This window comes from Streptococcus sp. 2022WUSS135 (genome assembly GCF_044427045.1).
Classification (GTDB): Bacteria; Bacillota; Bacilli; order Lactobacillales; family Streptococcaceae; genus Streptococcus; species Streptococcus hashimotonensis.
The window spans coordinates 26,392-52,653 of the sequence record NZ_JAOTGL010000009.1 but is presented as its reverse complement, the minus strand read 5'-3'; the positions used below and the strand labels follow the sequence as shown (position 1 = coordinate 52,653).

At 40.7% G+C, this 26,262-nt stretch carries 27 protein-coding genes and 1 other annotated feature; of the genes, 22 read left to right on the top strand and 5 right to left on the bottom strand.

Features of this window, described 5'->3' with window-relative positions; genetic code table 11:
• Positions 1–96 precede the first annotated feature (96 nt).
• Positions 97–303 (top strand) — a binding site (T-box leader).
• A gap of 46 nt (positions 304–349) precedes the next feature.
• A complete protein-coding gene (trpS, locus tag ODU45_RS04490; protein WP_398580840.1) occupies positions 350–1,375 on the top strand; it encodes a tryptophan--tRNA ligase in 1,026 nt (341 codons plus the stop codon).
• A gap of 230 nt (positions 1,376–1,605) precedes the next feature.
• Complete coding sequence (gene guaB, locus ODU45_RS04485) at positions 1,606–3,087, top strand: IMP dehydrogenase (protein ID WP_024379541.1); 1,482 nt, start codon at positions 1,606–1,608, stop codon at positions 3,085–3,087.
• 70 nt (positions 3,088–3,157) lie between these two features.
• On the opposite strand, the gene recF is transcribed toward guaB, so the two are convergent.
• Together recF and yaaA are read right to left on the bottom strand one after the other, a co-directional pair.
• Entirely contained in the window at positions 3,158–4,252 is a 1,095-nt protein-coding gene (recF, locus tag ODU45_RS04480) for a DNA replication/repair protein RecF (protein WP_398580839.1), read from the bottom strand.
• 2 nt (positions 4,253–4,254) lie between these two features.
• On the bottom strand, positions 4,255–4,638 hold the full coding sequence (yaaA, locus tag ODU45_RS04475; protein ID WP_105256916.1) for a S4 domain-containing protein YaaA: 384 nt from the start codon (positions 4,636–4,638) through the stop codon (positions 4,255–4,257).
• 73 nt (positions 4,639–4,711) lie between these two features.
• On the opposite strand from yaaA, the gene yfmF reads away from it, so the two are divergent.
• From yfmF to ODU45_RS04435, 8 genes are all read left to right on the top strand, one after another.
• Positions 4,712–5,965: an EF-P 5-aminopentanol modification-associated protein YfmF gene (gene yfmF, locus ODU45_RS04470; protein WP_105256917.1), complete on the top strand. Its 1,254-nt coding sequence runs from the start codon at positions 4,712–4,714 to the stop codon at positions 5,963–5,965.
• A complete protein-coding gene (gene yfmH, locus ODU45_RS04465; protein WP_136671731.1) occupies positions 5,962–7,245 on the top strand; it encodes an EF-P 5-aminopentanol modification-associated protein YfmH in 1,284 nt (427 codons plus the stop codon). The genes yfmF and yfmH overlap by 4 nt, the downstream gene beginning before the upstream one ends.
• Positions 7,246–7,326: 81 nt before the next feature.
• On the top strand, positions 7,327–8,181 hold the full coding sequence (gene rodZ / locus ODU45_RS04460; RefSeq protein WP_136671732.1) for a cytoskeleton protein RodZ: 855 nt from the start codon (positions 7,327–7,329) through the stop codon (positions 8,179–8,181).
• Positions 8,182–8,200: 19 nt separating this feature from the next.
• Positions 8,201–8,740 (top strand): CDP-diacylglycerol--glycerol-3-phosphate 3-phosphatidyltransferase, encoded by a 540-nt coding sequence (gene pgsA / locus ODU45_RS04455; RefSeq protein ID WP_014638849.1) that lies wholly within the window; start codon positions 8,201–8,203, stop codon positions 8,738–8,740.
• A complete protein-coding gene (locus ODU45_RS04450) occupies positions 8,740–9,576 on the top strand; it encodes an energy-coupling factor ABC transporter ATP-binding protein (RefSeq protein ID WP_398580838.1) in 837 nt (278 codons plus the stop codon). Before pgsA ends, ODU45_RS04450 begins: the two co-directional genes overlap by 1 nt.
• Positions 9,552–10,394 (top strand): energy-coupling factor transporter ATPase, encoded by an 843-nt coding sequence (locus ODU45_RS04445; RefSeq protein ID WP_136671734.1) that lies wholly within the window; start codon positions 9,552–9,554, stop codon positions 10,392–10,394. Before ODU45_RS04450 ends, ODU45_RS04445 begins: the two co-directional genes overlap by 25 nt.
• Positions 10,387–11,181, top strand: a complete 795-nt coding sequence (locus ODU45_RS04440) for an energy-coupling factor transporter transmembrane protein EcfT (RefSeq protein ID WP_105249614.1) — start codon at positions 10,387–10,389, stop codon at positions 11,179–11,181. Before ODU45_RS04445 ends, ODU45_RS04440 begins: the two co-directional genes overlap by 8 nt.
• A 131-nt stretch (positions 11,182–11,312) precedes the next feature.
• Entirely contained in the window at positions 11,313–11,873 is a 561-nt protein-coding gene (locus tag ODU45_RS04435; RefSeq protein ID WP_105256921.1) for a LysM domain-containing protein, read from the top strand.
• A gap of 457 nt (positions 11,874–12,330) precedes the next feature.
• Here the strand turns inward: ODU45_RS04435 and sdaAA are convergent, their stop codons facing one another.
• Entirely contained in the window at positions 12,331–13,203 is an 873-nt protein-coding gene (sdaAA, locus tag ODU45_RS04430; RefSeq protein WP_105249613.1) for an L-serine ammonia-lyase, iron-sulfur-dependent, subunit alpha, read from the bottom strand.
• A gap of 12 nt (positions 13,204–13,215) precedes the next feature.
• A complete protein-coding gene (gene sdaAB, locus ODU45_RS04425) occupies positions 13,216–13,887 on the bottom strand; it encodes an L-serine ammonia-lyase, iron-sulfur-dependent subunit beta (protein ID WP_002938202.1) in 672 nt (223 codons plus the stop codon).
• A 214-nt stretch (positions 13,888–14,101) separates the two neighbouring features.
• Here sdaAB and mnmA point away from each other — a divergent pair, with 214 nt between their 5' ends.
• Positions 14,102–15,226, top strand: a complete 1,125-nt coding sequence (mnmA, locus tag ODU45_RS04420; protein WP_029179677.1) for a tRNA 2-thiouridine(34) synthase MnmA — start codon at positions 14,102–14,104, stop codon at positions 15,224–15,226.
• A 42-nt stretch (positions 15,227–15,268) separates the two neighbouring features.
• Here mnmA and ODU45_RS04415 read toward each other — a convergent pair whose 3' ends face one another.
• Complete coding sequence (locus ODU45_RS04415) at positions 15,269–15,658, bottom strand: nuclear transport factor 2 family protein (RefSeq protein WP_105256922.1); 390 nt, start codon at positions 15,656–15,658, stop codon at positions 15,269–15,271.
• 125 nt (positions 15,659–15,783) lie between these two features.
• On the opposite strand from ODU45_RS04415, the gene ODU45_RS04410 reads away from it, so the two are divergent.
• The 11 genes from ODU45_RS04410 to ODU45_RS04360 all read left to right on the top strand — a co-directional run bounded on the left by ODU45_RS04410 (position 15,784) and on the right by ODU45_RS04360 (position 26,207).
• Complete coding sequence (locus tag ODU45_RS04410; RefSeq protein WP_014638837.1) at positions 15,784–16,110, top strand: helix-turn-helix domain-containing protein; 327 nt, start codon at positions 15,784–15,786, stop codon at positions 16,108–16,110.
• Between the two features lie 142 nt (positions 16,111–16,252).
• Positions 16,253–16,684, top strand: a complete 432-nt coding sequence (locus tag ODU45_RS04405) for an NUDIX hydrolase (protein WP_105121902.1) — start codon at positions 16,253–16,255, stop codon at positions 16,682–16,684.
• Complete coding sequence (locus tag ODU45_RS04400) at positions 16,674–17,129, top strand: NUDIX hydrolase (protein WP_105256923.1); 456 nt, start codon at positions 16,674–16,676, stop codon at positions 17,127–17,129. Before ODU45_RS04405 ends, ODU45_RS04400 begins: the two co-directional genes overlap by 11 nt.
• A gap of 2 nt (positions 17,130–17,131) precedes the next feature.
• Positions 17,132–19,048: a tRNA uridine-5-carboxymethylaminomethyl(34) synthesis enzyme MnmG gene (gene mnmG / locus ODU45_RS04395; RefSeq protein WP_105256924.1), complete on the top strand. Its 1,917-nt coding sequence runs from the start codon at positions 17,132–17,134 to the stop codon at positions 19,046–19,048.
• 106 nt (positions 19,049–19,154) lie between these two features.
• Positions 19,155–21,116 carry a DHH family phosphoesterase gene (locus tag ODU45_RS04390; protein ID WP_172030101.1) on the top strand — a complete coding sequence of 654 codons (1,962 nt, stop codon included), beginning with the start codon at positions 19,155–19,157 and terminating at the stop codon, positions 21,114–21,116.
• 10 nt (positions 21,117–21,126) lie between these two features.
• Positions 21,127–21,579, top strand: a complete 453-nt coding sequence (gene rplI, locus ODU45_RS04385; RefSeq protein ID WP_136671737.1) for a 50S ribosomal protein L9 — start codon at positions 21,127–21,129, stop codon at positions 21,577–21,579.
• A 31-nt stretch (positions 21,580–21,610) separates the two neighbouring features.
• Positions 21,611–22,966: a replicative DNA helicase gene (dnaB, locus tag ODU45_RS04380; protein ID WP_002938217.1), complete on the top strand. Its 1,356-nt coding sequence runs from the start codon at positions 21,611–21,613 to the stop codon at positions 22,964–22,966.
• Positions 22,967–22,969: 3 nt separating this feature from the next.
• Positions 22,970–23,221 (top strand): Veg family protein, encoded by a 252-nt coding sequence (locus ODU45_RS04375; protein ID WP_002938218.1) that lies wholly within the window; start codon positions 22,970–22,972, stop codon positions 23,219–23,221.
• 211 nt (positions 23,222–23,432) lie between these two features.
• Complete coding sequence (gene rpsD, locus ODU45_RS04370) at positions 23,433–24,044, top strand: 30S ribosomal protein S4 (RefSeq protein ID WP_002938227.1); 612 nt, start codon at positions 23,433–23,435, stop codon at positions 24,042–24,044.
• A 65-nt stretch (positions 24,045–24,109) separates the two neighbouring features.
• Positions 24,110–24,559: a thiol reductase thioredoxin gene (locus ODU45_RS04365; RefSeq protein WP_044758446.1), complete on the top strand. Its 450-nt coding sequence runs from the start codon at positions 24,110–24,112 to the stop codon at positions 24,557–24,559.
• A gap of 133 nt (positions 24,560–24,692) precedes the next feature.
• Complete coding sequence (locus ODU45_RS04360; RefSeq protein ID WP_105256926.1) at positions 24,693–26,207, top strand: flavocytochrome c; 1,515 nt, start codon at positions 24,693–24,695, stop codon at positions 26,205–26,207.
• The last annotated feature ends 55 nt before the right edge of the window (positions 26,208–26,262 follow it).

The following is a 26,262-nucleotide window of genomic DNA, read 5'->3' as shown; positions in this document are numbered from 1 at the left end:
CTCCTTGGTTAGTGTTATAAAAGCAATTTCTATTATCCCTAATTTAGACAGTATCGTCAAGGCTTTGTCAGCTTGACTTTCTAATTTTTTGCGGTTATAATAGGAATCAATCAGAAGAGTAGTAAGTGGATAATTTTTAGAGAGTTTGTGGTTGGTGGGAACAAACAAGAGTCGCTTATGAATGGACTGAGTGAATAGAATCTGAATAAATAAGGATTCGGCTAGCAGGCCTTATGTGCAAAAAGATGTAAGCTTATTTAATGCTTATAAGTGAGGTGGCACCGTGTCCTTGACGCCCTCGCACAGTTTTCTGTGCGTGGGCTTTTATTATGTAAAAGGAGAATATTTTATGGGGAAAACGATTATCCTAACAGGAGACCGTCCAACAGGCAAATTACATATTGGACATTATGTTGGTTCGTTGAAAAATCGTGTTTTATTACAGGATGCAGGTCAACATGAACTTTTTGTCTTTTTAGCAGACCAACAAGCGTTGACAGATCATGCAAAGGAACCGCAAAAGATTGTTGAATCCGTTGGAAACGTAGCACTAGATTATCTAGCGGCAGGACTTGATCCAGCTAAGACAACGATTTTCATCCAGAGTCAAATTCCTGAATTGGCAGAGTTGACCATGTACTATATGAACTTGGTATCTGTTGCACGTCTAGAACGCAATCCAACTGTAAAAACCGAGATTGCTCAGAAGGGATTTGGCGAAGGAATTCCAGCTGGTTTCTTGGTCTATCCTGTGTCTCAAGCGGCTGACATCACAGCCTTCAAGGCAAATTTTGTCCCTGTTGGAAATGACCAGAAACCGATGATTGAGCAGACCCGTGAAATCGTTCGTAGCTTTAACCATGCTTATCAGACGGATATTTTGGTGGAGCCAGAAGGTATCTATCCTGAAAATGAGGCAGCTGGTCGCTTACCAGGTTTGGACGGCAATGCCAAGATGTCCAAGTCACTTGGAAATGGGATTTACTTGGCAGATGACATGGATACACTCAAAAAGAAAGTCATGTCCATGTACACTGATCCCAACCACATCCGTGTTGAAGATCCAGGTAAGATTGAAGGAAACATGGTTTTCCACTATCTTGACGTTTTTGGGCGCGAAGAAGATAAGGCTGAGATTGAGGCTATGAAGGAGCACTATCAACGTGGTGGTTTGGGCGATGTGAAGACTAAACGTTATTTGCTGGACATTTTAGAGAGAGAATTAGGACCAATCCGTGAACGCCGTCTGGAGTTTGCACAGGATATGGGACAGGTCTATGCAATATTGGAAGCAGGTAGCCAAAAAGCTCGCCAAGTTGCTGCGACAACTCTTGACCAAGTGAAATCTGCTATGGGAATTAACTACTTTAAATAAGGTTAACAATGAAAGAGCAATGTTGAGAAAATGTTGCTTTTTTCATTTGTTTTACGACGTAGTAAAAAACAAACGTTCGAATTTTATATATAAAACTGAATAGAATTTTCTGAATTTTTAGGAATGATGATATTAAAGCGAATAATGATTGACAAATGATTTCAAAATGTTATCATAATTAAAATACAAATACAATCATGCTACATATTAAATAAGAAAAGAGGAAGAAAATGTCAAACTGGGACACTAAATTTTTGAAAAAAGGCTTTACTTTCGACGATGTATTACTTATTCCGGCTGAAAGTCATGTTTTACCACATGATATTGATTTAAAAACACAATTAGCACCAAATTTGACCCTTAATCTTCCGATTATTTCTGCTGCCATGGATACAGTAACAGATAGTAAAATGGCTATCGCTATGGCACGTGCAGGTGGTTTGGGTGTCATCCATAAGAATATGTCTATCGCGGAGCAGGCTGATGAGGTGCGTAAGGTAAAACGTTCCGAAAATGGTGTCATTATTGATCCATTCTTCCTAACACCAGAGCACACCATTGCTGAGGCTGAGAAATTAATGGCTACTTATCGTATTTCCGGTGTGCCAATCGTTGAAACATTGGAAAATCGTAAATTGGTTGGTATCATCACCAACCGTGATATGCGTTTCATTTCCGATTATTCACAGCCAATTTCTACAAACATGACAAGCGATGCTTTGGTAACAGCGCCAGTTGGAACAGACCTTGCGACTGCGGAGGCTATTCTTCACAAGCATCGTATTGAAAAATTGCCATTGGTTGATGAAAATGGTCGTTTGTCAGGCTTGATTACTATCAAAGACATTGAGAAAGTCATTGAGTTCCCAAATGCAGCGAAGGATGAATTTGGTCGTCTCTTGGTTGCGGGTGCTGTTGGTGTCACATCTGATACTTTTGAACGTGCAGAAGCCCTTTTTGAAGCGGGTGCAGACGCGATTGTCATCGATACGGCTCACGGTCACTCAGCAGGTGTTCTTCGTAAGATCAAAGAAATCCGTGACCACTTCCCAACTCGTACCTTGATTGCTGGCAACATTGCCACAGCTGAAGGAGCTCGTGCTCTTTATGAAGCTGGTGTTGATGTTGTCAAGGTCGGTATTGGACCAGGTTCAATCTGTACAACACGTGTCATCGCAGGTGTTGGTGTACCACAAGTGACAGCTATCTATGATGCAGCTGGTGTCGCGCGTGAATATGGTAAAACCATTATCGCTGACGGTGGTATCAAGTATTCAGGAGATATTGTCAAGGCACTTGCTGCGGGTGGTCATGCCGTTATGCTTGGTTCTATGTTTGCAGGAACGGATGAAGCACCAGGTGAGACAGAAATCTTCCAAGGTCGTAAGTTCAAGACCTATCGTGGTATGGGCTCTATCGCTGCCATGAAACAAGGTTCAAAAGACCGTTACTTCCAAGCATCTGTAAATGAAGCCAACAAACTTGTTCCAGAAGGAATTGAAGGACGTGTAGCCTATAAAGGTTCTGTTGCAGATATGATTTTCCAAATGGTTGGTGGACTTCGCTCAGGTATGGGTTATGTAGGTGCTGGTAACTTGACTGAATTGCATGAAAATGCTCAGTTCATCGAAATGTCAGGTGCTGGTTTGAAAGAAAGCCATCCACACGATGTTCAAATTACAAACGAAGCTCCAAACTATTCAGTACAGTAAACAAAAACAAGACCCTCTTGACAGGGTCTTTACTTTTTTGTAAATTTTATTGACAACAGTGTAAACAATCTTATTCTGACTCAGTAACCTTACCAGACTCAATATGGAAGATTTTTAAACTATTAGGTAGCTTATGTAAATGGTCTAAAGATGTCGTTGTAATAAATGTTTGAATCGTATCTGTAATAGTTTCTAGTAGCTTGATTTGACGATTATTATCCAGCTCACTCATAACATCATCTAAGAGTAGAATTGGATACTCTCGTGTGACTTCTTTCATCAGCTCGATTTCAGCCAGTTTAAGTGACAGAACAAGACTGCGGTGCTGACCTTGACTACCATAATGGGCATTCATTCCATTTATAAAGAAAGCTACATCATCTCGATGTGGTCCAGCTCCTGTATTTTTCTTAAATAAATCACGTTTTCGACACCTTTCCAATTCTGTCAAGAATATGTCAATTAAATTGACAGAAGTAGTAAACTTAATTGAGGATTGATATTCGATAGTTAGTTCCTCCTTCTTATCTGAAATATCTTGAACTTTTCTATTTCCGAATTCCTCTAATTTCTTTAAAAAGTCAATACGATGTTGGATAACACGACTACCATATTCAGCAAGTTGCTGATCTAACACGGATAGGAAGTTCTCATCAATCTTATCTGTAGATTTGAGGTAAGTATTTCTTTGTTTTAAAACGTGGTTATAATTCGATAGGTCAGAGAGATAGAGTGGTTTGATTTGCCCGAGCTCGACATCGATGAACTTTCTTCTCAAAGCAGGCGCACCTTTTATCAGCTGTAAATCTTCTGGAGCAAATAGGACGACGTTCATATGTCCAATGTAATTAGAAAGTTTTGCTTGTTTGAGATGGTTGACCTTGGTCACTCGCCCCTTATCTGTCAAGTGAATGTCAAGTGGAACTTTACCGCTTGCGCGATGGAGTAAACCCGAAATAGATAATTCCTTTTCTTGAAACTGTAGTAGGTCCTTATCTGTCCGTGTTCGATGACTTCGTGTTAAAGCTAAAGTATAGATAGATTCTAGAATATTGGTTTTTCCTTGGGCGTTTTCGCCTAAAAAGACATTGAGCCCTTTGTGGAACTCAATATCTAATTGGTTGTAATTGCGAAAATGTTGTAACTCTAATCGTTCTAGCCACATGTCTACATACCAGGGAAACGAACAGGTTTTCTTTCAGTCTTTTTAGTTGCTTTTTTAGGAGTCTTTACCTGTTTCTTATTCTTTTTATTTTCTTGATTTAACTTTTTAACGATTGCAGCCACACGTTCTTTTTCAGCTTGATATTCTTGGTGTTGCTGTATTTCTTCTGCACTAGGTGCGACGATTGTGATGTTGGTGTTGTGGTCTGGGAGTGTGATAACATCTCCGATACGGATTTTTTTACCGCGTCTTTTTTCATCCTCTCCATTGAAAAGAATGGTATTTTCTTCTAAGAAACCTTTAATGGCACCTCCTGAATGGAGAATACCAGTCGTTTTTAATAATGCTTGTAATGTGATGTAGTCATCAAATAATTTAAATTCCATAAGTCACCTCGTTACAGAATATTATATCACAAAATGGTATAATGGAAGGTACAATGTTTGAAAGAGGAAGAAGATGAAATTACAAGAGGGAGTAGATCTTCATTTTATTGATACAGATCAGTTTACGACAAATCGTATACGTATTCGCTTTGCAGCTGAAATGAGTGAGGCTACAGTTGCTGGTCGTGTGTTAGTTGCAAATATTTTTGAAATGGGTAACCAAGAATTTCAGACAGCTCAGGCTGTTCGGAGAAGATTGGCAGAATTGTATGGTGCTCAGTTCTCGACCTCAGTTTCAAAACGTGGTAGGGTGCACTGTGTAGATGTGATAATTTCATATGTCAGTCCTCGTCACTTGCCAGAAAATGAGGATATTACAGTAGAGATTCTTGATTTTTTACACACGTGTATATTTAGACCACTGAAAAAGGGGCGAGGATTTGATAGCCAGATTTTCGAGGTTGAAAAAACGAATTTAATCAATTTTCTTCAGTCAGAGATAGAAGATAATTTTTATCATGCAGATGTTGAAATGAGTAAGCTTTTTTATAAAGATCCCTCTCTTCAAATTCCACGCGTCGGTAGGCTTGATTTGGTTGAAAAAGAAACAGCAGAATCAACCTTTCAGATTTATCGGAATATGTTGCGTATGGATAAAATTGATATATTTGTCTTAGGGAAGGTTGACAGAGAACAAGTAAAAAGAAAACTTGAAGATTTTGGTTTTACTTATAGAAATCCAAAATTAGAGTTAGAATATCATCAAGAATACTCAAACATCACGCAAGAAAAAATCGAGCGTAAACAGGCAAGGCAGTCCATTTTGGAATTGGCATATCATTTACAGGTGGTTTACAACGATGTAAACTATCCGGCTTTGATGGTATTTAATGGTCTACTAGGTGCTTTCTCCCATTCGAAGTTATTTATGAATGTTCGTGAGAAAGAAAGTTTGGCCTATACAATTGGAAGTCAGGTCTCTATTTTTTCAGGAATGCTAAAGGTCTATGCTGGAATTAGCCGCGAAAATAGACTCAAGGTAATGAAGTTAATTAGTAAACAACTACTTGATTTAAAATGTGGTAAATTTACAGAAGAAGAATTAGAGTTGACAAAAAACATGTTGATTCATTCGGCAACCTTGGCTCAGGATAGGCAGAATAATTTGATAGAACAAGTATATAATCAAGTTACCTTAGGAAATAGAAATTTAAGTTGGCTAGATTGGATTGAGGCTATCAAATCGGTATCAATAGACGATGTCATTCGAGTAGGACAGATGATTAATTTACAGGCTGTTTACTTTATGGAGGGGACAGAAGAATGAAGTTAATTGAGAAGAAGTATCCTTACATGAAAGAATCTGTCTTTTATGGGAAAATTGACAATGGATTGACAGTTGTTTTACTTCCTAAAGTAGATTTCCATGAGACATATGGAATTCTAACGACCAATTTTGGGGGTATTCATACTCGATTTACATTGGCTAATGGTAATAGTGTTGTTTATCCTGCAGGGATTGCACACTTTTTAGAACATAAGCTGTTTGAAACTGAGAATGAAGAGGATATTATGAATGAGTTTGCTAAATTGGGAGCAAGCGCAAATGCTTATACCAGTTTTAGACAGACTAGTTACTTATTTTCAACGACTCAGAAAGTATTGGAGTCTATATCACTTTTACAATCTTTTGTTCGAGAACCGTATTTTACAGAAGACAATGTAGAAAGAGAACAGGGGATTATTGAACAAGAAATTGAGATGTATCAAGATGATGCAGATTATCGCTTGTTTACGGGAATTTTATCATCGCTTTATCCAGAAAGTCCTTTGGCCTATGATATAGCAGGGACAGTTGAATCAATTGCTGCAATTACTGCGGATGATTTACATGAGAATTTTGATGTGTTTTATCATCCAAGTAACATGAATTTATTCGTTATTGGTAATTTTGATTTAGAGGCAGTTTGGAAACAAATTTCAAGTTATCAAGTAGCTCAGATGGATAATCCAGCTCAGTCGTTTGAATTGGCAGGTGTCCAAAAGTTGCCGATACAGGAGCATCTCTCAGAACAATTTGAAGTATCTACCCCAAAATTGGCTGTTGGTTTACGGGGAAATGACGAGGTTGATAAGGAGACTATTCAGAAATATCGGCTCAGTTTACAATTTTTATTTGCCATGTTGTTTGGTTGGACTTCAAAACGATATCAACAGTTATACGAGCAGGGAAAAATTGATTCTTCTTTCCAGTTCCAATTAGAGGTTACACCTGAGTACCACTATTTGATTATCTCGGGAGATACTCAAGAACCCATTACGCTTTCTAGTATACTGATGAAAGCACTTAGGAAATTTGAGGATGATGCAGATGTGACAGAGGATCATTTACAATTGTTGAAAAACGAGATGTATGGAGATTTTATTCGTAGCTTAAATTCTCTTGAGTTTACAGCTAGTCACTTTGTTTCTCAGTATTCAGAATATGAAAATGTTTTTGATATACCTCAAATGATACAAAGTCTTCAGTTAGATGACATCAGAGAGGCAGGTCGTCGCTTTATTGATCACTGTGATATGACAGATTTCACGATTTTTCCAAAATAAGTGGGCGCAACCCGTCGAAATTTCCTTGGAATTTTGTTAGAATAGTATACTGTACATGATGAGCGATAGAGAGAGGGTATTATGAGACAAAAGAGTATAGGGGAAGTACTTAGAACAGCTAGAGAAGGACGGGGTTGGACATTCGTTGATTTGCAACGGATAACAAAAATCCAAGCTAAATATTTGCAGGCACTTGAGTACAATGATTTTGATTTTATTGCAAACTCAGATGATGTTCATTCTATTTTAAGAGCATATGCTGAGGCTTTGGAATTAGATGCAGATGTCCTACTGGATGCTTACGAGACCAATAGTTTAGTGAAATATTATGAAGATGGAGAAGAAGAACTCCGATCTTCAGAATTGAAAAGAAGTTATAAGGTTCGTAAACGTAAAAAGAACTCTTATCTTCCGTTGATTTACTTATTTCTTGCGACGGGTTTGATTATTATTTTTGTGACTTATATTGTTCATAGCAGGCTCCAAAATAGAGCATCTATTACGCCTACTACAACGTCATATAGTATAGTTGAGCAATCTGTATCTGAAGCAAGTAGTGGTACAGAGACGAGTTCTACTGAGCAGGCGCAGTCAAATTCAACGAGTTCAAGTAGTTCCGCTACAGAAAATGTGACTATTTCAGGATCAGGTTCTAACATTGTTGCGACCCTTAAAACAGTGACTTATCCAGTAGAAGTAACTGTAACAGCAAAAAATACAACGAGTTGGATCAGCCTTTCTGACACCTTGTTAGAGGGGGGCGTTACACTAACACCTGATAATCCAACAGTAACTACTACTATTGAAGAAGGAGTGACTTCTACTACACTTGTTCTTGGTGTTGTCAAAGGAGTAGAGGTAAGTGTAGGTGGCCAAAAGTTAGATATATCAGCTCTGACAGCCGATACAGGGGCGGTCACTTTAAATTTTGAATAAGGGCAATAAAGGTATTAGAATGAAAAAAGAAAATATTCCCAATGCATTGACGATAGGTAGGATTTTGGTAATCCCAATTTTTATCTTGTTACTGACCGTTTGGGATTCAACAATTAGTCATGTGTTGGCAGCACTTATTTTTGCATTAGCTAGTATTACGGATTATCTAGACGGCTATTTGGCTCGTAAATGGCAGGTTGTAACAAACTTTGGAAAATTTGCGGATCCGATGGCAGATAAGATTTTGGTGATGACAGCGTTTATCATGCTTGTAGAGCTTGGCTTTGCTCCAGCTTGGGTAGTTGCAATTATTATTTGTCGTGAATTGGCAGTGACAGGTCTTCGTCTACTCTTGGTGGAAAATGGAGGAACAGTTCTAGCTGCGGCTATGCCAGGGAAAATCAAAACATTTTCACAGATGTTTGCAGTTATTTTCCTGCTCTTACACTGGAACGTCGTGGGGCAAATAACACTCTATATTGCACTTTTCTTCACCCTATATTCAGGCTATGATTATTTCAGGGGTGCCTCTTACTTATTCAAAGATACTTTTAAATGATGACAAATATTATCGAAGTAAAAAATCTTAAATATAAATACGACCAAGAGGATGAGCGCTATACCCTAAATGAAGTCTCGTTTCACGTGAAACAGGGAGAATGGTTGTCTATTATTGGACATAATGGTTCGGGTAAATCAACAATAGTTCGTTTGATTGATGGTTTGTTGGAAGCTGAATCAGGTGATATTTATATTGACGGTGATGCCTTAACCATTGATAATGTATGGGATAAGCGACGCTTGATTGGTATGGTTTTTCAAAATCCAGATAACCAATTTGTGGGTGCCACAGTTGAAGATGATGTTGCATTTGGTTTAGAGAACCAGGGAATCCCTTTGGAGGAGATGCGTAGTCGAGTTGACGAAGCTTTGGAATTGGTTAGAATGACTGATTTCAAAACACGTGAGCCTGCTCGTTTATCTGGTGGTCAGAAGCAGAGGGTGGCGATTGCTGGAGTGGTTGCCTTACGTCCAAAAATTATTATTTTGGATGAGGCTACGTCTATGTTGGATCCAGAAGGTCGTCTCGACTTGATTAAAATTGTCCGTGAAATTAAGGATCGTCATGGTATGACGGTTATCTCTATAACACATGATTTGGATGAGGTTGCATTGAGTGACCGAGTTATCGTGATGAAAAATGGACAGGTTGAATCAATTAGCACTCCAAATGAACTATTTATGCGAGAAGATTTGGTAGATTTAGACTTGGATAGACCATTTACGACAGAACTGGCTTCATCTTTGCGCCAGACTGGACTTGATTTACCGCTCCGCTATTTTACAGAGGAAGAATTAGAGGAAACTTTATGGGAATTGATCTCCAAGAAGTAAGCTATATCTATCAAGCTGGCACTCCTTTTGAGGGGCGTGCGCTTTTTGGTGTGGATTTGGAGATTGTTGATGGCTCTTACACGGCCCTTATTGGGCATACGGGTTCGGGCAAATCAACAATTTTACAACTCTTGAATGGATTAAATGTACCAACAGAAGGAAGAGTAGTCATTGATGATGTTGTGATTACAGCGACGTCTGAAAATAAGGATATTAAGCAAGTAAGGAAGAAAGTGGGGCTCGTTTTCCAATTTCCTGAAAGTCAAGTGTTTGATGAGACAGTTTTGAAAGATGTTGCTTTTGGTCCACAAAATTTCGGAGTTTCTCAGGAAGAGGCTGAAACGATTGCGCGTGAAAAATTGGCCTTGGTTGGAATTGATGAAAGCTTGTTTGAGCGTAGTCCTTTTGAATTATCTGGTGGTCAAATGCGTCGGGTAGCTATTGCTGGGATTCTGGCAATGGAACCAAGTATCTTAGTTTTGGATGAACCAACGGCTGGATTGGACCCTGCGGGGCGTCAGGAATTGATGGATATTTTCGAAAAGCTTCATGAATCAGGCATGACAATCGTTTTGGTAACTCATTTGATGGACGATGTGGCTAACTATGCTGATTTTGTTTACATTATGGAAAAGGGAAAGCTGGTCCGTTCTGGTAAACCAGTCGATATTTTTCAAGAGGTAGATTTTTTAGAGAGTATTCAGTTGGGAGTGCCTAAGATTACTAAGTTTGCAGCTAATTTGGAGAGAAGAGGCTTTGTATTTGAACGTCTTCCTATTACAATTGAAGAATTTACGGGGATGGTGACACATGGATAAATTAATTTTAGGTCGCTATATTCCTGGGGATTCAATTATTCATCGCTTGGATCCAAGAAGTAAGCTTTTAGCAATGTTTGGATTTCTATTGATGATTTTTTGGGCCAATAATTTGGTCACCAATGCCTTGTTGATAGCATTTGTTTTAGGAATGGTTGTTTTATCTCGTATTCGCTTATCATTTTTTATTAATGGTTTGAAACCGATGATAGGAATTATTCTATTTACAACTTTCTTTCAGGTTTTCTTTACACCTGGAGCGACACTTTTCTGGGAATTTTGGATTTTTAAATTATCAGTTGAGGGTTTGCAACAGGCGGCGATTATTTTTGTTCGCTTTGTTTTGATTATTTTCTTCTCAACCCTATTGACCTTGACGACAACACCGCTCAGTTTGGCTGATGGTATCGAGTCAGGGCTTGCACCTTTGAAGCGATTTAGGGTTCCTGTGCATGAAATTGGTTTGATGTTGTCCATGAGCTTGCGTTTTGTACCGACCTTGATGGATGATACCACTCGGATTATGAATGCTCAGAGAGCTCGTGGAGTGGACTTTAATGAGGGAAATCTTATTCAGAAGGTAAGGTCAGTTATTCCTATTTTGATTCCGTTATTCGCATCAAGTTTTAAGAGGGCAGATGCTCTTGCAACGGCGATGGAGGCGCGTGGGTATCAAGGCGGAGATGGGAGAACCAAGTATCGGATTTTGGAATGGAAGTTAGCAGATACGTTAGCAATTTTAGTTATGTTAGCTTTAGCTGGACTCTTATTTATATTGAAAAAATGAGTAAAAAACGCTAGAAATAGCGTTTTTATTGTCTAATCTCAATTTGTCTGTAATATTTGTAACAATTTCACAAAGTCTAAGTAATAGTTAGAGGGTATGATAGACACATGACAGAAAGGAATGTGACTATTATGAACATTACATTAAAGAAAAACTTAAAAACAACTATTGCTGGTTTGGTAGCGGGAATCTCCCTTTTGACTGCGGGTGTAGTCAGTGCAGAAACCTATACTGTAAAGTCTGGTGATACCCTGTCTGAAATTGCTGAAACACACAATACTACTGTTGAAAAATTAGCAGAGCAGAATAAGATTACCAACTTAGATTTTATCCATGTCGGTCAAGTTATCGAATTGGGTGATGTGACAGTGAAGGCAGTAGCGAGTTCAGTTGAACAAACTCAATCAACAACAACATCAACTTCTACTGCAACAGCAACAACTAGCACCTATTCTTCAAACTTGAGTGCTGAAGATGCAGCAGCAAAAGAATGGATTGCAATGAAGGAATCAAGCGGTAGCTATGATGCCCGTAACGGTATCTACATTGGTCGTTACCAGTTGACAAATACTTACTTGAATGGTGATTACTCACCAGAAAACCAAGAGCGTGTAGCAGATGCTTATGTTGCTAGTCGCTATGGTTCATGGTCTGCAGCCAAGGCTTTCTGGTTGGCAAATGGTTGGTACTAAGATAAATTAGAAAAAGTCTAGCACGATGCTAGACTTTTTCTGTCTCACGAATGTATTTCGCAACTGCTTTTTCGTTCAGTCCAACGGTACTAAATAGTAGCCTCTAGCCCAAAACTTTTGATTTCCGCGCTGTATGGATATAGGTGATGGAAAATATCAATTAAATCCCGTCTAATTTTTTAGTAAATGGATTTTCTGCGGTACTTAGGAGTGACATACATTTGGTATGTGATAAACTGTAACTGGTTTTAGCCATGCTAAACTAGTCCACTGGACTAGTTTACTCCTCCTTTATTTAACTTGACAAATTAGATTATAACAGGAAAAGAAAGGGAAGCTCAAAGCCTTGCCAGCCACAAGCATAGGTGATGGTCTTCTTGTTTTTCTCTATGAGAAAACTGGCTCGAAGTCATAATAAGAAAAGGACCGTTAGGGTCCTTTTTGGTTTATACTATTGTCAATCTTCCCCAAAAATTTCTTGAGCAAGGCGACGACCCGTCGGTGTAGCTGCAAGGCCACCTTCAGCAGTTTCACGGAAGGCAGTTGGTAGAGCTGCTCCAACTTGGTACATGGCATTGATGACTTCGTCAACGGGGATTTTGGATTCGATACCTGCTAGAGCCATATCGGCAGCTACCATGGCGTAGCTTGCTCCCATTGCATTACGTTTGACACAAGGGACTTCTACCAGACCAGCGACGGGATCGCAAATCAGACCCAGCATATTTTTGATGACAAAGCAGATGGCTTGGCTGGCTTGGTAGGGAGTTCCACCTGCTGCAAGAGTTAATGCTGCGGCAGACATAGCAGAGGCAGATCCGACTTCTGCCTGACAGCCTCCTTCTGCACCTGAGATGGAGGCGTTGTTGGCGATAACTAGTCCAAAGGCTCCAGCTGTAAATAGGAAGTCAAGTTGCTGTTCTTCTGTCAAATTGAGCTTTTCAATAGCAACTCCTAGAACGGCTGGTAAACAACCAGCTGATCCTGCTGTCGGAGTGGCACAGACTAAGCCCATTTTGGCATTCAACTCATTAACGGCCATGGCATTTCTTGCGGCGGATAGGACAGCGGAATCTGACAGGGTTTTACCAGATTTCATATAGGCATCTAACTTGGCAGCATCGCCCCCTGTTAAACCAGATACGGATTTGCTTTCAGTAAGTCCATCTACGATGGAGTCTTTCATAACTGTCAAGTTTCTTGACATAATTGTCAATATTTCTTCGCGACTACGACCGGTCAATTCAATTTCAGTAGCGATCATGAGTTCAGCTACATTACCAGAAAAGTTGTCTGCTTGCTGAACTAATTCTTCGATAGTATAAAACATGTCTTTCTCTTTCTAGTTGAAGAAGGTTACATTGTGCAGGTGTGGAATTTTTTCAATCTCTGCAATAGAATTTTCACATTGGCGAGCATCCACTTCGATAATCATAATGGCTTTTTCGCCAGCTTTTTCACGTGTCACGTTCATTTGGGCGATATTGATGTCATACTTAGAAAGGACATCGGTCACTTTCGCAATCATACCAGGGACATCTTGGTGAACAATAATAATAGTTGGCGTATTCATATTGAGATTGACAGAGAAGCCGTTGAGCTCTGTTACTTGAATGTTTCCCCCACCGATGGAAACGCCTGTGGCTGAGATGGATTTTTTATCGTTTTTTATGATGATTCTGGTGGTATTGGGATGTGGGGTATTGCTGTCCTTGTTGACACGCCAGTAAACCTTAATACCTCGTTCTCTTGCAATATCAAGAGAGTCAGGAATGCGGGGATCATCCGTATCCATGCCCAGAATACCTGCTACCAGGGCTACGTCTGTACCATGACCACGATAGGTCTTGGCAAAGGAATTGTAGAGTTGAAATTCCACCTCTGTCGGCTCATCGCCGAAAATTGAAGATACAATTTTCCCAATGCGGACTGCACCTGCTGTGTGACTAGAAGATGGACCAATCATAACAGGTCCAATAATATCAAAGACCGACTGAAATTTTAAGTTTGTCATAGTAATCCTCACGTTTTTCTTGGTACTATTATATCAAATTTTCCAGTTAGAGAATATGCCTAGATGAATGTGTTTTCTTATGTTAAAATTCTATCGCTTACTCTTTTTGTATGGTATAATACAAGTTGTTCAAAATCGTCAACCGTTTTTGGATAATCAAATTTTGGAATACGACCTTCAAATCGTTATTTCTACGAAAAGATGGGAGAAGATTATGTCAATTGACAATTCTAAAACCCGTGTTGTTGTCGGTATGAGTGGCGGTGTGGATTCATCGGTTACGGCTCTCTTGCTCAAGGAGCAGGGCTACGATGTGATCGGCATCTTCATGAAAAACTGGGACGACACGGACGAAAATGGCTTCTGTACAGCAACAGAAGACTACAAGGACGTGGCTGCAGTGGCAGACCAAATCGGCATTCCTTACTACTCTGTCAACTTTGAAAAAGAGTATTGGGACCGCGTATTTGAGTACTTTTTAGCAGAGTATCGGGCTGGCCGCACCCCCAATCCAGATGTCATGTGTAACAAGGAAATCAAGTTCAAGGCCTTCTTGGATTACGCTATGAATTTGGGGGCGGACTATGTGGCGACGGGGCACTATGCTCAGGTGTCACGCGACGAGGACGGCACCGTTCATATGCTACGTGGGGCAGACAATGGCAAGGATCAGACCTACTTCCTTAGCCAACTCTCACAGGAACAGCTGCAGAAAACCATGTTTCCGCTCGGCCATTTACAAAAGCCTCAGGTAAGGGAAATAGCAGAGCGAGCAGGCTTGGCGACCGCTAAAAAGAAAGACTCGACAGGCATCTGCTTTATCGGTGAAAAGAACTTCAAAGAATTTTTAGGACAATATTTGCCAGCCCAGCCCGGCCGGATGATGACGGTGGACGGTCGTGACATGGGAGAACATACAGGTCTTATGTACTATACCATTGGCCAGCGGGGCGGGCTTGGTATCGGAGGACAAATCGGTGGGGACAATGAGCCTTGGTTTGTTGTCGGGAAAGACCTGTCAAAAAATATCCTCTATGTCGGTCAAGGCTTCTATCATGAGTCCTTGATGTCAACTTCTTTACAGGCTAGTCAAGTACATTTTACACGTAATATGCCTGAAGAATTCACGCTAGAATGCACAGCTAAGTTCCGCTATCGTCAACCAGATAGTAAAGTAACTGTCAAGGTAAAAGGTGACAAGGCAGAAGTTATTTTTGCAGAGCCACAACGAGCAATCACACCAGGACAAGCCGTTGTTTTCTACGACGGTCAAGAGTGTCTGGGCGGTGGCATGATCGATATGGCCTACAAAGATGGGGTTGCTTGTCAGTATATTTAATCAAAAATAAAAGCTTAGCACCCTCATGCTAAGCTTTTTATCTTATCCCCAGAAAGCATCTTCGGCTTTTTGGTCGGCTGAGAAGAGCCAAACTTCCTTGATTTTGCCATCTTCCATACGGAAAAGATCGATGCCATTCATGTTTAGTTCTTCACCATCTGTTCGAGTACCGAGGAATGTTACGTTAGCGGCAACAAGAGTATCATTATCGGATACCCAGTTTGTCACTACTTTGAAAGTTCCATTTGTTTTTTCGGCGAAAGTTGCTAGATGTGCTCCGAGTACTTCCTTACCAATTTTAGCACCAGATGTTGAATGATTTCCGGGTTGATGCCAGATAATGTTATTAGCCATTGTTTCAAAAAGAGCTGCAAAATCACCAGCGATGAGAGCATTGTTATAGGCATTAAAAATTTCCAAGTTTGTTGACATTTGATGTCCTCCAATTTTTTTGATATAGTACAATTATAGCTGAAGCATTCCATTATGCAAGTAGGTACTTTTGCATTCGTTAGTATCAAAAGTGATACTATTGTGATAAATAAAGGAGAATTTTTTTGAAAAAAGTTAGTGAATATGGTATTTGCCCTTTTGCAACAACACAAAAAGTCTTGACTGGTAAGTGGGGATTGGTGATTATCTACCAACTCAGTACAGGAACGAAACGCTTCAATGAATTACAGCGACTGATTCCAGGTATTACTCAAACCATGTTAACAAGGCACCTTAGACAATTGGAGGAGGATCGCATTATTAGTCGCACGGTCTATGCAGAAGTCCCCCCTCGTGTAGAGTATAGCTTGACTGAGATGGGCGAAAAATTTCGTTCGGTACTGGATGCTGTTGAGGCTTGGGGCTTAGAATATATTGAAACGTTAGCGTAACACTAGATTTGAAATTCTACAAATCTTTTGATAGAATAAGAGTAACAATTATCATGATGGTCAAAGCTCATGGGAATTGTAGGCTTTTTTGTCCTGCAATTTTCGAGAGTTTTGGCTATTTTTTGTGAGATTAGGAGGAACTATGCCTGTCAAACTGATTGCCCATGTTTTACTGACTGTTGCAGACAGTCACCTGATTATTCAGCGTTCTCAGATTAAGCGTGGCATGCCCAATGTCTTTCCTCGATATTGGGACATTCCAGGTGGTCGTGTCGAGGAGAATGAATTGCCTCGTGATGCTGCCGTTCGAGAATGCTATGAAGAAACAGGCATTTCGATAGTCAAGGAAAATCTGACCATTATCCATGAAGATAGTCAGTTTGATGAAGAGAAAGAGGCGATGTTTACAAGGCTGGTCTATGAAGTAACACTTCCTGAACAGCCCAAAACCATTCTTCTTGATCCAGAAGAGCATACTGATTTTATATGGTTTACTAGTCGCGATGAAAATAAGAAAAATTTAGTTCCATATCTTGAAGAAATTTTAGAAAAGAGAAGGAAGAATGGATTTTAGGACCAGAATTGACAATCAGATCTTCGGTGTTCGGGCGACTGCATTGATTATAAAAGATGGGAAAATATTTCTCACGAAGGACTCTAAGGGGCGTTATTATACCATTGGCGGTGCAGTCGCAGTCAACGAAACTGCACAAGATGCGGTTGTTCGGGAAGTCAAGGAAGAATTAGGGATTGACAGTCGTGTCAACCAACTAGCTTTTGTCGTTGAAAATCAGTTTACACACGAAGATATAGATTTTCACAACATCGAGTTTCATTTTATCGTCGATCCTATTGGGAAAATGCCTAAGGAGATGATAGAAGAGGAGTTGAAACAAGCTTGTGAATGGATTGAACTTGACAAGCTTGTCAACCTAGATGTCGTACCAGCTTTTCTGGCTCAAGAATTGCCAAACTGGAATGGGCAAGTCAAACATATCATGAACATAAAGGAGAAATAAAAATGACATACACATTTGCAGAAAACTATGATGTCATCGTGATCGGTGCGGGGCATGCGGGTGTAGAGGCGGGATTGGCAGCTAGTCGTATGGGCTGTAAGACCCTGCTTGCTACGATAAACTTGGATATGGTGGCTTTTATGCCATGTAATCCCTCCATTGGTGGTTCTGCCAAGGGGATTGTGGTAAGGGAAATCGATGCCCTGGGTGGCGAAATGGGCCGCAACATTGACAAGACCTATATCCAGATGAAAATGCTTAATATGGGTAAGGGGCCAGCTGTTCGTGCCTTGCGGGCTCAGGCGGACAAGGCAGAGTACGCAGCAGAGATGAAGCGGACGGTGGAGCGTCAGGAAAATCTGACCCTGCGTCAAACTATGATTGATGAGATTTTGGTGGAGGATGGTAAGGTTATCGGTGTTCGCACGGCTACCAATCAGAAATTTTCTGCCAAGGCGGTTGTGGTGACGACGGGTACAGCCCTGCGTGGCGAGATTATCATCGGTGACCTCAAGTATTCGTCAGGTCCTAACAATAGCCTAGCTTCTATCACGCTGGCGGATAATCTGAAAGAATTGGGACTTGAAATTGGTCGTTTCAAGACAGGGACACCACCGCGTGTCAATGCCCGCACCATTAATTACGACGAAACCGAGATTCAACCAGGCGATGAAAAGCCAAATCACTTTTCATTCTTGTCCAAGGACGAGGATTATTTGCAGGACCAGATCCCTTGTTGGTTGACCTATACCAATGCGACTAGCCATGAGATTATCAACAGCAATCTCCACCGAGCACCTATGTTTTCAGGGATTGTCAAGGGGATTGGGCCCCGTTATTGTCCGTCAATCGAGGACAAGATTGTGCGTTTTGCCGACAAGGAACGCCACCAGCTTTTCCTAGAGCCAGAAGGTCGCAATACCGATGAAATCTATGTTCAAGGGCTGTCAACCAGTCTGCCAGAAGATGTGCAGCAGGACTTGATCCACTCCATTAAAGGCTTGGAAAATGCTCAGATGATGCGGACGGGCTATGCTATTGAGTACGATATGGTTATGCCTCATCAGTTGCGGGCGACGCTGGAAACTAAGAAGATTTCTGGGCTCTTTACAGCAGGTCAGACCAACGGAACATCAGGTTATGAAGAAGCAGCAGGTCAGGGAATTGTCGCTGGTATCAATGCAGCCCTTAAGGTACAGGGTAAGCCTGAGTTAATTTTGAAACGAAGCGACGGCTACATTGGTGTTATGATTGATGACCTGGTAACCAAGGGAACGGTGGAGCCTTATCGCCTCTTGACCAGTCGGGCAGAATACCGCCTGATTCTGCGTCATGACAATGCCGATATGCGTCTGACGGAAATCGGTCGTCAGGTTGGCTTGGTAGATGATGAACGCTGGCAGGTCTTCCAAATCCATAAAAACCAGTTTGACAATGAGATGAAACGCTTGGAGTCTATCAAACTCAAACCAATCAAGGAAACCAACGAAAAAGTTGTTACTATGGGATTCAAGCCCTTGACAGACGCTTTGACTGCCAAGGAATTCATGCGTCGTCCAGATGTGACTTACGCAGATGCGGTAGCCTTTATCGGTCCTGCGGCAGAGGACTTGGATGCTAAGACCATTGAATTGATTGAAACAGAAGTCAAGTACGAGGGCTACATTGCCAAGGCCTTGGATCAGGTGGAGAAGATGAAACGCATGGAAGAAAAACGCATTCCAGCCGACATTGACTGGGATGACATTGACTCCATAGCGACTGAGGCTCGTCAGAAATTCAAGCTGATTTCACCAGAAACCATTGGTCAGGCTAGTCGGATTTCCGGTGTCAATCCAGCGGATATATCCATTCTCATGGTTTACTTGGAAGGACGCAGTCGTTCCATTTCTAAAAACAAATCAAAGGACAGTCACTAAGGCTGTTCTTTTCGCTGTATGTCAGCTATATGTCAACTACTTTAAAATCATGTGAAAAGTAGCTTTTTTACTGAATTTATGGTAGAATGGCAGGCAGAGGTTAGTGATGAAAAGATTTCGATTTTCGACAATTCACTTTGTCATGATAGGTGTCATTTTATTTGGGTTGGTGGCTCTTGTCCACCGACTTTTTCCAATTGGTGCCAGTACAGTTTTTGCGCTACTCATCAGCCTGTTGGTGTTGATTGCGCTATTTATTTATCAAAAACATTCTTATGAATTTAGTGAGCTAGAACAGATTGAATATCTCAATAATCAGGCCAATTCTGGTTTGATGATGCTCTTGGATAAAATGCCAGTGGGAGTCATCAAAGTCCGACCAGATAGTAATCAGGTAGAATGGTTTAATCCCTTTGCTGAGCTGATTTTTGCTCAAGAAAATGGTGAGTTTGATCAAAAAAAACTACGTGAAATTATTGACGTTGGTCTGGATGAGGAGCGAATTTATGCGAACTTTTCAGGCAAGAGATACGCTGTTAACGTTGATTTTGATCAAGGGTTATTTTACTTTTTTGATGCGTCAACAGAGTATTCGGCGACAAATAGTTTGATCGGAAGCCGTCCTGTTATAGGGATTATTTCAGTTGATAACTATGATGAGCTTGAGGATGCTGTAACAGATTCTCAAATCAGCCAAGTCAATTCCTTCTTGGCTCAATTTGTTTCGGAATTTTGCCATGATTACGGTATCTACTACCGACGCGGCACAATGGATCGATTCTATTTCTTTACAGATTATGCTGTGTTGGAAAAATTGATAGAGAATAAGTTTTCAGTTATTGATAAGTTCCGCGAGGAGGCTAAAAAGTTAGATTTAGGTTTGACTTTGAGTATGGGATTGGCGTATGGTAATGAAAATCATCACCAAATCGGACAGATTGCGCTCCAAAATCTCAATATGGCTGAGGTTCGTGGTGGAGACCAGGTTGTGGTCAAGGAAAATGATGAGAGTAAACAGCCACTTTTCTTTGGCGGTGGCTCGGCTTCTTCCGTTAAACGAACACGTACGCGGACTCGTGCTATGATGACTGCTGTATCAGATAAACTCAAATCGGTTGATGCTGTTTTTGTGGTGGGACATCGTAATTTAGATATGGACGCGCTTGGATCCGCGGTCGGTATGCAGTACTTTGCTCAAAATATTATGAACAATGCCTACACGGTGTATAATCCAGATGAAATGGCACCAGATATTGCACGTGCCATCAAGAAGTTGAGTGATGAAAATTGTTCTAATTTGCTAACGGTTGAGGAAGCCATGAAGATGGTCACTTTCCAGTCGTTGTTAATCATGGTAGATCATTCAAAGATTGGCTTGACTTTGGATAAGGATTTCTATGAACAATTTACCCAGGTTGTGGTGGTTGATCATCATCGTCGCGATACAGATTTCCCAAATAATGCAGTTTTGACTTATATAGAGAGTGGTGCTAGTTCTGCGAGTGAGTTAGTAACGGAATTAATTCAGTTCCAGAATGACAAACACCATAAGCTTAATCGCATTCAATCTAGTTTATTGATGGCTGGGATTATGCTTGATACAAAAAATTTCACCTCTCGTGTGACCAGTCGTACTTTTGATGTGGCTAGTTACTTGCGGACTCGTGGTAGCGATAGCTTGGAAATTCAGCAGATTGCTGCGACAGATTTTGAGGAATATCGTCAAATCAATGAACTGATTTTAAGTGGGCAGAGAATTGAGTCCAATGTTGTTATTGCGTGTGCAGATGATACTAAAGAATACGATAATATTATTCCGAGCAAGGCTGCCAATACAATATTGGACATGGCAGGAATTGAGGCGGTATTTGTTATAACAAGAAATACCAAAGGGTATGTATCTATTTCTGCAAGGAGTCATAGTAAGATCAATGTTCAACGCATCATGGAAGAAATGGGTGGAGGTGGTCACTTTAACCTAGCTGCCGCTCAGGTATATGACCAGACAATCGCAGAAGTATGTGAAAAGTTGACGGATAAAATCCGCGAAGAAATAAATGGAAATTAGGAGAACAGATATGAAAGTAATCTTTTTAGCAGATGTTAAAGGTCAAGGTAAAAAGGGTGAGATTAAGGAAGTTCCAACAGGTTATGCCCAAAATTTCTTGATCAAGAAAAATTTGGCTAAGGAAGCAACAAATCAAGCGATCAGCGCCCTTCGTGGTCAGGAAAAATCTAAGGAAAGGGCTCATGCAGAGATGATTGCAGAAGCAGAGGCTATCAAGGCTAAGCTGGCTGAGGAAGCTACTTTAGTGAAATTTGTCGAAAAAGTTGGTCCAGATGGTCGTACCTTTGGTTCTATTACCAGCAAGAAAATTGCTGAAGAATTGGACAAGCAATTTGGCATCAAGATTGATAAACGCCATATTCAGCTGGATCACCCAATTCGTGCGATTGGTCTCATTGATGTACCAGTTAAAATCTATCAAGATGTAACAGGCATCATTAATTTGAGTATCAAGGAAGCTTAATTATTTATCTAGCCAGTGAGGAGGTGAGATCTTGGCAGAGTTGGATGAATTGCGGGTGCAACCGCAGGATATTCTAGCTGAACAATCGGTATTAGGAGCTATTTTCCTTGATGAAGGCAAGCTGGTCTTCGTTCGTGAATACATCGAAGCTGAAGATTTTTTCAAACATGCTCATAAGCTAATTTTTAAAGCTATGATTGCTCTTTCTGATAGAAATGAGGCAATTGATGCGACTACCATGCGTAACTATCTGGTCAACCATGGTGATTTGGAAAATATTGGTGGCTTGGCCTATTTGGCTGAAATCATTAGCTCCGTGCCGACGGCAGCCAATGCGGAATTCTATGCCAAGATTGTTGCTGAAAAGTCTAATCTCCGTAAACTGATTGCCCGTTTGACGGATGCAGTTAATCAGGCTTATGAGGGTGCGGATGGTTCAGATGACATTATTGCCAATGCTGAAAAAGCTTTGATTGATGTCAGTGAGGGAGCCAGTCGAAGTGGTTTCAAGCGGATTGATGATGTCTTGAATATCAACTTTGACAACCTTGAAACTCGTGCTAAGCAGACGTCGGATATTACAGGGATTGCAACTGGTTATCCTGCTCTTGATGCTATGACAACGGGTCTGCATGAGGAAGAGTTGATTATTCTTGCAGCTCGTCCTGCGGTTGGTAAGACGGCATTTGCTCTCAATATTGCACAAAATATCGGTACAAAACTGGGTTTGACAGTTGCTATCTTTTCTTTGGAGATGGGTGCAGAAAGCTTGGTTGACCGTATGCTCGCTTCTGAGGGAGTTATCAATTCGAGGGCTATTCGTACGGGGCATTTGACGCAGGAAGAATGGAATAAGTACATGGTGGCTCAAGCTAACCTGGCTCGGGCTAGTATCTATATTGATGATACACCAGGTATCAAGATTACAGAGATTCGTTCGCGTTCACGTAAGTTGGCTCAGGAAACGGGCAATCTGGGCTTGATTTTGATTGACTATCTTCAATTGATTACGGGAACAGGTCGGGAAAATCGGCAACAAGAGGTTTCTGAGATTTCCCGTCAGTTGAAGATTTTGGCCAAGGAATTGAAAGTTCCCGTTATCGCCCTCAGTCAGTTGTCTCGTGGAGTTGAGCAACGTCAGGATAAGAGACCTGTTCTGTCAGATATTCGTGAATCGGGATCTATCGAGCAGGATGCCGATATCGTTGCCTTCTTATATCGTGATGATTACTATGAGCGCGGTGAGCAGGAAGATGGCGGCATTCCTAACAATACGGTTGAAGTCATCATCGAGAAAAACCGTTCCGGTGCGCGTGGTACCGTGGAACTCATGTTCCAAAAAGAATACAATAAATTTGCAAGTATTTCCAAGAGAGAGGATGGATAGAGAATGAGTGATGCATTTACAGATGTTGCTAAAATGAAGCAAATCAAACAAGATATTAAGGACCATGAGGGACAAATCGTTGAATTGACCCTTGAAAATGGTCGTAAGCGTGAGAAGAATAAGCAGGGGCGTATTGTGGAGGTTTATCAGTCTCTCTTTATCGTTGAATTTGAAGATCCAAACAATACCTTTGTGGAATCTTATACTTACTCAGACATTTTGACAGAAAAGATTTTGATTCATTATTTGGATTAATCGCTATATAAGGCTTTACAGAGCCTTTTTTTTGTGCTATACTAATCTTTGTGCGAAATAACAGCAGGGCAAAATGAAGCTCGTCAACAGAAGGTCAGCAAGAAGAGTAATCGTTGCTGTTTCGATGAAGGCCTCCTGCACGAATCAGGTTTGCTTAAAACGTTATTTCCTACAAATAATTTTTATATTTTATTTTAGGAGGACATAACACATGTCACGTTATACAGGACCATCTTGGAAACAAGCTCGTCGTCTTGGCTTGTCATTGACAGGTACAGGTAAAGAATTGGCACGTCGTAACTACGTACCAGGTCAACACGGACCAAACAACCGTTCTAAATTGTCAGAATACGGTTTGCAATTGGCTGAGAAACAAAAATTGCGTTTCTCTTACGGTTTGGGTGAGAAACAATTCCGTAACTTGTTCGTACAAGCTACTAAAATCAAACAAGGTACTCTTGGTTTCAACTTCATGCTTCTTTTGGAGCGTCGTTTGGATAACGTCGTTTACCGTCTTGGTTTGGCAACTACTCGTCGTCAAGCACGTCAATTCGTAAACCACGGTCATATCCTTGTTGATGGCAAACGCGTTGATATTCCTTCATACCGCGTTGAAGTTGGTCAAGTTATCTCAGTTCGTGAGAAGTCAATCAAAGTTCCAGCTATCCTTGAAGCTGTTGAAGCAACTCTTGGTCGTCCAGCTTTCGTATCATTCGATGCTGAAAAGCTTGAAGGTTCATTGACTCGCTTGCCAGAACGCGACGAAATCAACCCAGAAATCAACGAAGCTCTTGTCGTAGAATTCTACAACAAAATGCTCTAAGATTTGTATCGATATTTTAAAAGCCCTATTTACAAGGGCTTTTTGTCTGTATTTGAGGAGGGATTATGTGGCGTAAGTATTCTTTGCTAGTGGTATTGACTATTTTTGTCGTAGGTGGGGCATTCTTTCTATCTCAATCAGCGGCTGCACCAGATGAATCAGACTACGTGAAGGCTGTAAAGAGTTATCAGGCTATTTCGATAGATGAAGTGGAGCAAAAAATCCAAAACGAGGAAGAATTTATATTATACATAGGTCGTGAGACATGCCCTTATTGTCGTGACTTTGTTCCTAAATTAACAGAGGCGGTAGAGCAATCACATGCGACTATCTACTATTTAGATAGCGAGTCGGATCCGACAGGAAAAATACAACAATTTCGACAGAGTCAAGGTCTTGCTACGGTTCCTAGCTTAACCTATTATAAATCGGGTAAATTATCTGGAATACTTCGTAAAGGGAGCCAAGCAACAATATCCGAAATAGCGAGCTTTTTATCTCTTCAAGGGCAGTAAATAGCTATATAAAATGTGTGATGTTTGAATCATACATTTTTTGTTCATGTTTGTGAAAATATTTCAAAACAAATTGAAAAACATTTCACAATCTTGTATAATACTAATATCAGATAAAAATTGGAGGTTTATCATGAAAAAGAAAGCTTGGTTAGGCTTACTAATGAGTCTACTTGCTGTTGTGTTTTTGGTAGCGTGTGGAGGAAAATCTGACAAAACTGCAACTTCTTCATCGTCTACTACATCTTCTTCAGAAGAGGCTGTTTCAGGTGCATCTGTGAAAGAATATACAGATCCATCTGAGTTGAAAGATAGCTATGATGTTATCGTAGTTGGTTCAGGTGGTGCAGGGATGTCGGCAGCTATATCAGCTAAAGATGCTGGCGCTAGTGTTGCTCTCTTGGAAAAAATGCCTGTTATCGGTGGTAATACGGCTAAATCATCAGCTGGTATGAATGCTTCACAGACTAAATTCCAAGAAGCGGAAGGTATTGCTGATACAAACGATAAGTTCTATGAAGAAACACTTAAAGGCGGTAAGGGAACAAATAGTCCTGAATTACTTCGTTATCTTGTAGATAACTCTGCTAGTGCAATTGACTGGTTGGATGGAATGGGAATTACTCTTAGCAACCTTACTACAACTGGTGGTATGAGTGAGAAACGTACCCACCGTCCAGCAGATGGTTCAGCTGTTGGTGGCTACTTAGTAAATGGTCTTTACCACAATCTTGTTGAACGTAAAGTACCAATTTTTGTCAATGCAGATGTTAAAAAACTCCAAGACAAGGATGGGGCTGTGACAGGTGTTGAAGTGAAGATTGCTGGTGAAACTAAGAAAATCTCAGCTAAAGCAGTTGTATTGGCGACTGGTGGTTTCGGTGCTGATTTGGAAATGGTTGCTAAATTAAACCCAGCATTGAAAGGTTATGTTACAACTAACCAAGAAGGTTCAACAGGTGACGGTATTGCGCTTGCTGAATCAGAAGGTGCAGCAACTGTTGATATGGAACAAATCCAAATTCACCCAAGTGTTGAGCAAGAAACTTCTTACTTGATTACGGAAGCTGTTCGTGGTGAGGGTGCTATCCTTGTCAATTCAAAAGGTGAGCGTTTTGTTAACGAATTGGAAACTCGTGATAAAGTTTCTGCGGCTATCAATAGCTTGGAGCCAAACTATGCTTATGTTATCTTTGATGATGCCTTGAAAGATCGTGTGAAAGCTATTGCTCAATACGAAGAAAAAGGTCTTGTAAAAACGGGTGCTACACTTGCAGATTTGGCTAAAGAAATTGACCTACCTGCGGATACACTTCAAACAACACTTGATACTTGGAACAGGGCTGTAGCAGATAAGAATGATGCGGCATTTGGTCGTACATCAGGTATGGACCATGCTTTGAATACTGGTTCTTACCACGCGATTAAAGTTGCACCTGGTGTTCACCATACAATGGGTGGTGTGAAAATCAATACCAATACTGAAGTATTGAAAACAGATGGTTCAGCAATTTCTGGTCTTTATGCTGCTGGTGAAGTAACTGGTGGTGTTCATGGTCAAAACCGTATTGGTGGTAATGCTGTAGCAGACATCATCGTATTTGGTCGTCAGGCTGGTGAACAAGCAGCTGGATTTGCTAAGAAATAAATTTTAATATGAGGAGTTGGCTACAGTCTAACTCCTCTTTCTGTATTGTCGCTGT